This window comes from Microbispora sp. NPDC049125 (assembly GCF_040802045.1).
GTDB lineage: Bacteria > Actinomycetota > Actinomycetes > Streptosporangiales > Streptosporangiaceae > Microbispora.
Genome location: NZ_JBEZDW010000080.1, coordinates 1 through 9,834, shown reverse-complemented (window position 1 = coordinate 9,834; position 9,834 = coordinate 1). Strand labels below are relative to the sequence as shown.

Sequence of the window (9,834 nt, the reverse complement as noted above, 5' to 3'; positions counted from 1 at the left end):
ATCGCCGCGCTCACCGACACCACCATGCGTGCCGCCGAACGGCGGGCCGAGCGCCTGGGCGGACGGCTCGACCCGCCGATGGTCGTCTGCCTGGACGAGGCGGCCAACATCTGCCGGATCGCCGACCTGCCCGAGCTTTACAGCCATCTCGGCTCGCGCGGCATCGTGCCCGTGACGATCCTGCAGTCGTACGAACAGGGCATGACGGTGTGGGGCGAGACGGGCATGGCCGCACTGTGGGGCGCCGCGACCCGCAAGGTGATCGGCGCCGGCGTCGACTCCCCCCGCCTGGCCCGCGACCTCGCCACGCTCGTCGGCCAGCACGACGTCCCCGTCCGCTCGGTCTCCTACGCCGACGGGCGAGCGTCGGAGCAAATCTCGCTGCGCCGTCAGGACATCCTCGAACCGGCCGCCATCCGGGCCCTGCCACCAGGGACCGCGCTGCTCCTGGCCACCGGCGGGCGCCCCGGCCTGATCTCCCTGCTCCCCTGGTATCGCAGCCGCGACGCCAACCGGATCCAGGCATCCCGCGCCAGGCTCGAACGACTCATCACCGAAGGGGCGGCGCGATGACTGAGCCGGTGTACGCCACGCTCGAAGAGTGGGTCACCGAGCGGTTCCGCCCCATGTATCGGCGCACGCTGGGCGGTGAGTTCCGCTGGTGCGCCCAGTGGTGGAAGCACGCCGAGGCCATCTCGCGGCTGACCGCGCTGTGGCACGCATGGGAGGCGCTGCGCCTGGAAGCCGGCACCGGGATGGGCGTCTGGTACCGCGACCACCTCGACCACCAGTTGCCGATCCTGCTCGGTGCCCGCGGGCCCTTCTACCAGTGCAGCGAGGACGAGCACCGCCGCGGCGGTCGCGTGGGGAGCCGCCGGCGATGTGCTGGCCACTCACTTCTCCCCGCGAAGAACCCATGCCCGCTCCGACTGGGCCACCGTCATCACCGACCAGCGCGTCCGCAGCCACCTGCTCAGCGAGGTGGCCGGCCACGCGCTGACCCTGTCATCGATTCTGGACCGTACGGCTCACGCGCACGCCGCGGACATCCGAGCAGCGCACAACCTGCTGAGCTCGTCCCCCATAGTCGCAGCAGCGCGGCTGGACGGCTCCCCCGCCTTGCGGGTTGTCCCCCTTAATCAGCATGCTTCACCAGAGCCGATCCCGCAGGTGGCACAAACCGCTGACGAGCTCCGCGCGGGCATCACCACCGGTGCCGAAGCTCTGCGCGTCCTGCGCTACCACGATGCCGACAAGGGGCCAGCGGAATGGCACCGAACAGCACTGGCGGCCTCGATCATCACTCACATCAGCGCTCGCATGCTCACTCAGCTCACCCGCCGGGCCTATGAGCTGAACCCCGACCGCCGGCACGACCTCGGCCAGCTCCTGCAACGCGCCACCGACGGCCTAGACCAGGCACACGCCGAATGGAAGGGCGTACGCCGGGCCTGGTTGCGCCATCTTCGCCCCGGACCCATCACGAGGTCACTGCGCCAGCAACATTTGGAGCAGATGGCCGTCCGCCTCGGACGACTGCTCTACGCCAACCCGCTGTGGACTCCCGCGCCGCACGATGCCGCCGAGATCAAGAGCCCTCAAGCACTTGCGACCAGCACTGGGGCGATGGTGCCGGCCCTTAGATCAGTCCTGCACACGTTCGAAGCGCTCGTCGCCGTCACCGAACAAGATAAGGGCGACATGATCCGGGCTGGCAAGGCCGGGCACCTACCGGGCGGAGACACATCGGCGCTCCGGACGGCCTACGAGGAACTGTCCGCACCCAAGGTCGCACGTCATGGGCGATCAGCGAGGCGATCTTCCTCACCGCAGACCCGGACCAGAGACCGCAGCTGTGGCCCGAGATTCACGCCCTCGAACTACGCCGTAGCCCCACCGCATTCACCCCGCAAGCCGCCCGCGAACGGATGGAACCGGCCGATGGCTGGAATGGCTGTCCACCAGAACCGCCGTGTCGGACACCCGCCTCAACTTGTCCACCGAGTCAGGTACGGCCTCGACCGCCGTATCGGCGGCGCAGAGCACGACATCCGCCCATCCCGGACGGAACCGTTTCATCTAACCATCTACGGCCACCCCGCGCTCACGCCCTCACCGATGCCTAATGTGGCGTTTAACCACGAGAATCAGAATGTCAGGGGAGTGAATATTTGAATTTTCCTACGCGACGGAGACTTCCCCGCTCACACATGGTTTCGCACCATACATTTACGGTCGCGACATCAACCTTATCCGCTCCATCCACCGTCTCCGAAAAGAACGACATGTCATAAGCCGTAAAAAAGTCCCCTTGCACACTTCCATCAAAGTGCACTTGCCCGCCCGACGGCACTACAACGGTATAGCCAACCCCGTGAACAAAGTATTCCCAACCGTTGTCGCATACCCCGTTCCGCGCCCTTTCCCCTTGAAGTACCGCGGCCACGATGCCAGAAGCCGAATCCGCATGGAAGGTAGCTTTTACGGCTGCGCTGGCCTGGACGAAGCACCTAAGGGCTTCGTCCAGAAACTCGAAGTCTGACGACACTACAGCTACCTTAACTTGTAAGGATTGAGTCGATTACCTACATATTGAGCCGCAGAGGATAGCACATCCTCCATATCTCTATAGCCAAGGAAACCTCCATTAGTCAGCTCCTCGGTCACATCTCGGACAGCAACTCGGTCTAGCCCCGCGTAACGCGCCGCAGCGAGGTGGTGATGTCCGTCCACCACATACATCGCTCCTTCTCCGTCCTTCACGACGGAGATTGGGCTCTGCTCCCAGTCGAAAGACCCATCTTGCATGTTATTACGCAGGGAGCGAACACGCTTTGTCGAGGCGTCACCCCTGATCTCGTGAGTTGGTTCCAACGAATGTGTTCCAGTCGACTCACAATTGTGGTTCAGGACCGGCGTGGTCTCGCCGAGCACATAGTGCCATCGACCACATGAACACCGCCCTCGACGACCACCCCAACCCATAGCCGTCAGGAAGAAGACCGCACAACGCGTAGCCGTCAGGCCATCCTGAAGCCCCGCCAAAGATGCTTTGGCGGGGCTTCTCCATGCTCCGAAAAAAGCGGCCCTGCTGCATCGACTCAACGCGATGCTTCGAGGCTGGACCGCCTACTTCCAGTACGGCTGTTCCAGTGAGACCTTCAGCTATGTGAGGGCCTATCTGTGGCAGTGGGTCTTCGCCTGGTTGCGCCGCAAACACCCGAAGACGGCCTGGAAGCAACTCCGGCGCCGTTATACACGCGACAGATGGTGGCCAGCCGAGGGAGACGTGATCCTGTTTTATCTGGCAGGAGCGAGCATTCGTCGCCACTCATACCAGGGAACGAAGATCCCCAACCCCTGGCGGTCACGTCCCGCCGGGTGGTGTAACTCCAGCTGATCATGTGGGGTCGGCGAGTGGGGTTGTTGTGACTATGACGCGGTCAGGGCGGTCTGTGCCAGGGGTTCGGCCAGATCTGCGGGTGGGGCGGCGAGTTGGGCCATGGAGCCTTCTGAGAGATAGCGGCGTTCGCTGACTTGCCATTCGTCGTGGTGTTCGGCCAGGACCGCGCCGGCCAGGCGGGCTAGGGCGTCGGGGTTGGGGAAGACGCCGACGACATCGGATCGTCGTTTGATCTCACGGTTGAGCCGCTCCAGGGGGTTGGTCGACCAGATCTTCTTCCAGTGCTGGTAGGGGAAGTCGGCGAAGGCGGTGATGTCGTCGGCCGCGTCCAGCAGCATCTGTTCCACGGGTGGGAACCGACGGCCGAGCATGGCAGCGATGGTGGCCAGTTGGGAGCGGACCGTCTGGGCGGTGGGCTGGGCAAAGATCGTTCGAATGGCAGCGGTGACCATCTCCGGCTGCCCCCTTGGGAACGCGGGCGAGCGCGTTGCGCATGAAGTGAACGCGACACCGCTGCCAGGATGCGCCGAGGAAGACCGCCCGCAACGCAGCCACCAGGCCGGCGTGAGCATCAGACAGAGATGGCCAGCTGAACCCCGCCCAGTCCGCGGGCTTTCAGCGAGCGCAAGAACGCGGTCCAAAACGCGCCGTCCTCGCTGTCGCCGACGGCGAAGCCGAGGATCTCCCGGCGGCCATCGGCCGAGACGCCGGTGGCGATGACGACGGCTTGGGAGACGACCCGGTGATTCACCCTCGCCTTGCAGTACGTGGCGTCCAGGAAGACGTAGGGGAAGGTGGTGTGGGACAGCGTCCGGTCCCGGAACGCTGCGACCTCGCTGTCGAGGTCGGCGCAGATGCGCGAGACCTCGCTTTTGGAGATCCCGCTGTCGGCGCCGAGAGCTTTGACCAGGTCATCGACGCTGCGGGTGGACACTGCGTGCAGGTAGGCCTCCATCACCACCGCGAACAGGGCCTGGTCGATACGGCGGCGGCGTTCCAGCAGCGAGGGGAAGAACGACCCCGACCGCAGTTTCGGGATTTTCAGTTCCAGGTCGCCGGCGGCGGTGGTCAGTAGCCGGTCCCGGTGCCCGTTGCGCTGGGTGGTCCGCTGGTCGGTGCGTTGATGCGGGGCAGCGCCGATCATCGCGGTCGCCTCCGCCTCGATCAACGCTTGCAGCACGGCTTGCAGCGCGTGGCGGATGACGTCGTCGGCGTCGGCGGCTTTCAAAGACTCCAACAGGTCGAGCAGGGCAGACTGATCCAGAGCCATCGTGTGGTGTCCTCCGCGAGAACCTTTGGTCGGGAACTCGCTGACCGTCACACGATGGCTCGCCCCATGTCTGGGGCTTGCTTCACCAGCTTGGAGTTACACCACCCGAGGGGACGTCACCCGGCCGGCCAACGTCTGGCGGTTCCGGCAGTGCGTTGATCGCCTGCCCGGAACAGCCATTCATTGATCTTGCGGTGTCAGGACACCACGATTCGGTAGTCCGAGACAGGGCGGTATCCGATGCGCTGGTAGACGCTGTTGCTCGTCGGGTTGGCGAGGTCGGTGAAGAGGAGTACGTGTTCCGCACCGGCGTCGCGGGCTGCTTGGGAAACGGCTGCGGTGACGGCGGAGCCGTAGCCCCGGCCGCGTTGTTCGGGCAGCGTGTAGACGGGGGTGAGGCGAGCCGTGCCGGCCACCACCGACGTCATAGCGGCCATGGCCACTGGTTCGTCCTCGACCGTCCACAACCGCCAACCGCCCCGGCTCATCCGCTCGTCGATGAATGCGTCGAGATCCGCTCCGAGCGAGCCGGCTTCCGTGACGAAACGGGTGCACCAGTCGTGGAGAAGAGCCCGGTCACCGTCGGTTGCCGTCCGCGGTGCCCCAGGCGGTGCGACGTCAGGGCACACGAGCCGGCCAAGACGATAGAGGCGCAGGTGCGGTCCGCTCTTCGGCGCGGAGCCGGTGGTCGTCTGCCACGCTTCGGAGAAGGCACGGACCGATGAGTCGTCGGCCAGGAGCTGTGCAAACGGCTGAGCTTGGGTGGCCAAGAGTCCGGCCAGGTGCGTTGCCGCGGCCTGGGAAAGGCGGCTCGCGGTCAGCAGGTGCGGTGGCATCCACACGAACGCGGCCGTCGTCGCTGTTTCATCCGGTTCCCGCCACCAGCCCAGCACCGTGGGCGGGGGTTCACCTCCGGACCGCAGCTGCTCGATCGTGTCGAGTCCGGACAGCAGCATGGTGTGCAGGTCGGGACGTGCGGCGAGAAAAGGCCCCGCCTCGGAGCGAAACACTTCGGGCTTGTCCATAATGAACCAGGTCACGAGATCGCATCTTTTTGCTTGCCCACGAGCGGCAACCCGCGGAGCCGTGGGGAAGCGGTTGAGGGCCCGCCGGCCACAGCGGACGCGACTGGCGGGCGGTAGGGGCAGCAGGGCTCACGCTCTGGCTGAAGTCCGCGCCGGTCGGCTCAGGGCAGGCTGAGTTCGTGCCTGATGAGCTGGGCGAGTGCGGAGGGCTGCGACAGGAAGGGCGAGTGCGAACTGTTCAGCCGCAGCGTCCTGTCGGCGCGCTTCGCGAAGAGTTCCTGGACGAAGGGCGGGATGGCGCCGTCTGCTTCGCAGATGATGTAGGTGCTCGGAATCGTCTGCCAGGCGACCGCGGTCAGCTTCTGGGTGGTGGCGGCGTAGGACTGGTAACCCAGGGCTGCCGCCGCCTTCTCGGCAACGCTCCTGTCCACGTCGCCGTAGAACACCTCAACCGGGTTCGCGACGGTCAGGAAGTCACCGACACCCTCCTGCCGGTGAAACTCCCACCAAAGTGCCGGGTCGCCGCCCGCGCTCGACAGCAGGGAGTCCCCTGCGTCGAGCTGGAACGCGGCGAGGTAGACGATGCTCTTGACGTTGGACGCATCGGCGAGCGCCTGCGTGGTGGGGACGCCGCCGTAGGAGTGCGCGACGACGACCACGGGCCCGCCGATCGCCTCGACCGCGGCCCTGATGGCGGCCGCGTCGGAGTACATGTCGCCCAGCGCCTTGGGATCGTCGCCACACGAGGTGAGCGCCACGGTGTGGACATCGATGCCGGGCAGGTCATCGATGAGGAGTTGCAGATGCTCGGGCTTGTGCCACGCTCCGGGGACCAGCAACAGCGACGGCAGGGTCATTCGAACCTCATAGGGGCAGGTGATGCGTTGGGCATGATGTGCGGGCCCATCATGCAGGCCCCCGCCTCACAGCGTCCACGTGATAGATGTCACCAATTATCTATGAGGCGGGGGCGAGCCACCCTGCCGCAAGGGAAAACCCCTCCCGACCTGCCAGCGGCGCGACTTGATCAGGTTGTCCGCCCGGCCACATCTGTGATTACGTTCACAATCTAAGAGGTCTGCGCAGCCCACGGAGTGTCGACGGTTACCTCGATGGGGTACCCACCCTCATATGGATTATGGTCGACATCTAAGTTGTGCCGAATCGCCGTCCATCGAGTTAGATGACGGTAGTAATTTAACTGTCGCTGCGCGCCCACCACGCTTAGCCGCCTTGAGAGGAACCTCCGATGAGTACCTACCTGATCAACCATCTCCGCATCCCTGGCGACGTCCCGAACGAGCAGGGACTGTCGTAGCTGGAGCAGGTCGAGGCCACTGTCCAGCCGTTCGGCGGGAAGTGGCTGGCCAACGGAACAGCCGACGCGATCGAGGGTTCGTGGCCGGGTCTGGTCGTGCTCATGGAGTTCCCCGACCGTGCCGCCGCTGAGGCCTGGTACCGCTCGCCCGAGTACCAGGCGATCCTGCCGCTGCGCGTGCGCAACGCGATCTCGGACATCGTCCTGATCGACAGCCTGCCTCCGGGCTACACCGTGAAGGGGTTCGCCCAGGAGGTACGTGCCGCGGTCGCGGCGGCGGCTGGCGCCTCCGAGTGACGCCGTCATCCCGACCGGAACCGGGCAGGTGAATGGCCCGGGAGCTGAAGACGCAACGGCCCTGACCCCTAGGGTCAGGGCCGTTCCGCGCGGGGGACTTGCCTTCACGTCATCGATCTCACGAACACGTACTCGTTCGGCCGCGCACAGCCTGACGGCTGCACTCCGTCCGATTCAGAACCCGAACGGCGCATCACATCGCGAAAGGCGAACGCTGCCAGGGCTGTCCGTAGTCCGCGGGATGGTCAGGGCGGACGGCGATGTGGTGGGGTTCGAGTTCACGCCGGACGCGGTTGCGGATGTCGAGGGCGTAGGTGAAGCCACGGGGAAGCTGGAGGCGGACGGCACGGTTGACGGTGGCGTACTCACTGGCATGGATGGTGGTACGGCCTTCGTCGTCGACGCTGGTGTGGCGGACGACCTCGGAGACGGTGCGGCCGTCGCGGATGGCGACGGTGCGGTCGACCGCGGAGGCCACCGCCCGGTCGTGAGTGACGAACACGATGGCCGTGCCGAGCTTTTCGTTGGCGGTGCGGAATGCGTCGAAGACCTGCTCGGCGGCGGCTGAGTCAAGTTGGCCGGCAGGTTCGTCGGCCAGTACCAGTGAGGCGTGGTTGGCCAGGGCCGCAGCGTCACCTGCGTCTTGGGCGTGGCCTTGGCCACGACGGCGCGGCAGGGCCTTCGTGTCGATGCCGGTCCCCGTCGTGTACAGCACCGAGGGCCCGTGCGCCGGCTCCTTGGACACGGGTGCCACCTTCGCCAGGGCGGCCTTCGAAGCAATGACGAACTCGTGGCTGGGGGCTGCTGGTGTGGCGTCCTGTGTGGCGACGACGCGTACGATGACCCGCCTGAGGACCTGACGGTCTCCGCGTCACCGACGCCCTTCCCGAGCTTCCGCGCGACTGCCGGGAGGCGATGGCCGGAATGGCCCCCGATGTGCCGGAGTCCAGCCTGTCTGCGCGGAGGGAGGACCCGAGGCCGGTGGCCGCCACGAGACGGGCGTACGGCTCGGGATCGACGACCAACAGGTCGAAACGGGTCGAAGAGTTGGCGATCCGTTGCCCGTTCCCGATCCGGACGCCCGTCGCCTCGCGGACACCTGTAACCTTCCGGACCTGCGCGCCGAGTCCCTGCGGCAGGGCGCCGAAGGTCTGCACGCGGGCGTCCGCGCCGACTGAGGTCACCGCGGCGCGATCGCGTCCCGACTCCACGCCTGCGAGGACGGATCCGCCGAAGGAGGTAACGGTCAGCCCCACCAGCACGGCCAACGCGGAGGCCACCGCCGGCAACACCGGCGCCGCGCACACAGCCCTGCGGGACACCAAGCGGGTCAGGACACCGAGGTGGCCTACACGTCAGCCGGTTTCCGGTTGACCACCGTCGGCAGCCCTCGCCACCGCCGCATGTGCCGCCTGCAGGATCTGCTCCGACAAAGGCGTGCCTGCGGTGGCACGGGCAAGAAGTATGCCGCCGACGAGCGTGGCATAGGCGGCCAGGCCGGCGTCACCAGGCGCGATCCACCCCGCGAGTTCCTGGACGCCCCTGGCGTAGGTCTCCCTGTGCTCGGGCTCACGCGCAATGTCGCCCGCGAAACCGGCTGCGGGACAACCAGTGCCAGGGTTGTCGCGATGCTCGACGGAGAAGTAGGACTCGAGCAGCGACTGCCACGCCGCCTGATGCCCCCCGGCCTCGTGGTCCAGAGCCACGAGGTCTTGCAAGTTGTCGGCGAAGGCCTTGGCGGCCGCTTCGTCAACGAGAGCATCTTTAGAGGCGAACTGCTTGTAGAAGCCGCCTTGAGTCAGTCCGATCGACTTCATCACATCCGCGATGCCGACCTTGACCACACCGTCCTCACGGAACAGCCGAGAGGCCGCGGCCACCACTCGCTCTCGGTTGACCTTCGCTTCTGCTTGCGAGACGCGACTCATTCATCACCCTCCGTAATGCCGGCCTTCTGCCCCGTCGCAGGTCGTCACATCAACCAGCGGACTAACACCCCGAGCGTAAGATTACGCCTGCCGTCTATCGCCTGCCCTGGCTCCCTGTCGGCCGGCACCCACCGCCAATCCGTCGCACCAGCGAGTCCGCGCAAAAACCGTCCAGACTCCAGGGCACGGGCGACGCCCCGCACGTAAGATGGTGAGCACAATCTAACATGCGCAGCCAGCCGGAGCGACCGAGGTGGGCACCCACCTGCTCAAGCACCCTTGCGTCACGACAACCGAAGGACGGGAGCGGCAAGAGCGCACCGGGCGTGGCACCGAAGGGCAGCGCACAGCGCTGACGGCGACCTGGCCTGCGCGCTTCCACGCGCTGGCCATCGCTGACGTGCGGAGACACGTCCCAACGCGGTGCGCAGGGCGTCCGGGGTCACGCAGGCGCGCCGCCAGCAAGGCGATGGCGGCCTGGCCGACGGCCGTCTTAGAGGACGCACCGCCGTCAGCGGCGGGTCGCACAGCTCGGCCACCTCGTCGTCGTAGGTCACCACGGCCAGGTCCGACGGCACCCGGATTCCGCGCTC

Annotated in this window: 10 protein-coding genes and 2 pseudogenes; 5 read left to right on the top strand and 7 right to left on the bottom strand. The window is 66.3% G+C overall.

Annotated features, from left to right (window positions below):
• The 3 genes and pseudogenes from AB0B72_RS39810 to AB0B72_RS39800 all read left to right on the top strand — a co-directional run.
• Positions 1-573: type IV secretory system conjugative DNA transfer family protein (locus AB0B72_RS39810; RefSeq protein ID WP_367744960.1), on the top strand; the 573-nt coding region annotated here is incomplete at its 5' end.
• Positions 570-842 (top strand): annotated as a pseudogene (locus tag AB0B72_RS39805) (DUF4913 domain-containing protein); the annotation flags it as partial. The gene AB0B72_RS39810 and the pseudogene AB0B72_RS39805, both read left to right, overlap by 4 nt.
• A 40-nt stretch (positions 843-882) precedes the next feature.
• Complete coding sequence (locus tag AB0B72_RS39800; RefSeq protein WP_367744963.1) at positions 883-2,175, top strand: hypothetical protein; 1,293 nt, start codon at positions 883-885, stop codon at positions 2,173-2,175.
• A gap of 378 nt (positions 2,176-2,553) precedes the next feature.
• Here AB0B72_RS39800 and AB0B72_RS39795 read toward each other — a convergent pair whose 3' ends face one another.
• Positions 2,554-2,808 carry a ParB-like protein gene (locus tag AB0B72_RS39795; protein WP_367744959.1) on the bottom strand — a complete coding sequence of 85 codons (255 nt, stop codon included), beginning with the start codon at positions 2,806-2,808 and terminating at the stop codon, positions 2,554-2,556.
• A 244-nt stretch (positions 2,809-3,052) separates the two neighbouring features.
• Between AB0B72_RS39795 and AB0B72_RS39790 the strand changes: the two genes are divergently transcribed.
• Positions 3,053-3,400 (top strand): group II intron maturase-specific domain-containing protein, encoded by a 348-nt coding sequence (locus AB0B72_RS39790; protein WP_367744958.1) that lies wholly within the window; start codon positions 3,053-3,055, stop codon positions 3,398-3,400.
• A gap of 32 nt (positions 3,401-3,432) precedes the next feature.
• On the opposite strand, the pseudogene AB0B72_RS39785 reads toward AB0B72_RS39790, so the two are convergent.
• The 3 genes and pseudogenes from AB0B72_RS39785 to AB0B72_RS39775 all read right to left on the bottom strand — a co-directional run bounded on the left by AB0B72_RS39785 (position 3,433) and on the right by AB0B72_RS39775 (position 6,555).
• A pseudogene (locus tag AB0B72_RS39785) lies at positions 3,433-4,673 on the bottom strand (IS256 family transposase).
• A gap of 197 nt (positions 4,674-4,870) precedes the next feature.
• Positions 4,871-5,713 carry a GNAT family N-acetyltransferase gene (locus AB0B72_RS39780; protein WP_367744956.1) on the bottom strand — a complete coding sequence of 281 codons (843 nt, stop codon included), beginning with the start codon at positions 5,711-5,713 and terminating at the stop codon, positions 4,871-4,873.
• A gap of 146 nt (positions 5,714-5,859) precedes the next feature.
• Positions 5,860-6,555 (bottom strand): alpha/beta hydrolase, encoded by a 696-nt coding sequence (locus AB0B72_RS39775; RefSeq protein WP_357157172.1) that lies wholly within the window; start codon positions 6,553-6,555, stop codon positions 5,860-5,862.
• Between the two features lie 461 nt (positions 6,556-7,016).
• On the opposite strand from AB0B72_RS39775, the gene AB0B72_RS39770 reads away from it, so the two are divergent.
• Positions 7,017-7,313 (top strand): DUF1330 domain-containing protein, encoded by a 297-nt coding sequence (locus AB0B72_RS39770; RefSeq protein WP_367744962.1) that lies wholly within the window; start codon positions 7,017-7,019, stop codon positions 7,311-7,313.
• A gap of 193 nt (positions 7,314-7,506) precedes the next feature.
• On the opposite strand, the gene AB0B72_RS39765 is transcribed toward AB0B72_RS39770, so the two are convergent.
• From AB0B72_RS39765 to AB0B72_RS39755, 3 genes are all read right to left on the bottom strand, one after another.
• The gene (locus tag AB0B72_RS39765; protein ID WP_367744954.1) at positions 7,507-8,058 is read right to left on the bottom strand and encodes a hypothetical protein; all 552 of its coding nucleotides are present in this window, start codon (positions 8,056-8,058) and stop codon (positions 7,507-7,509) included.
• A gap of 610 nt (positions 8,059-8,668) precedes the next feature.
• Positions 8,669-9,241: a TetR/AcrR family transcriptional regulator gene (locus AB0B72_RS39760; RefSeq protein ID WP_367744952.1), complete on the bottom strand. Its 573-nt coding sequence runs from the start codon at positions 9,239-9,241 to the stop codon at positions 8,669-8,671.
• Between the two features lie 284 nt (positions 9,242-9,525).
• On the bottom strand, positions 9,526-9,834 hold a 309-nt coding region (locus tag AB0B72_RS39755), incomplete at its 5' end, for a substrate-binding domain-containing protein (RefSeq protein ID WP_367744950.1).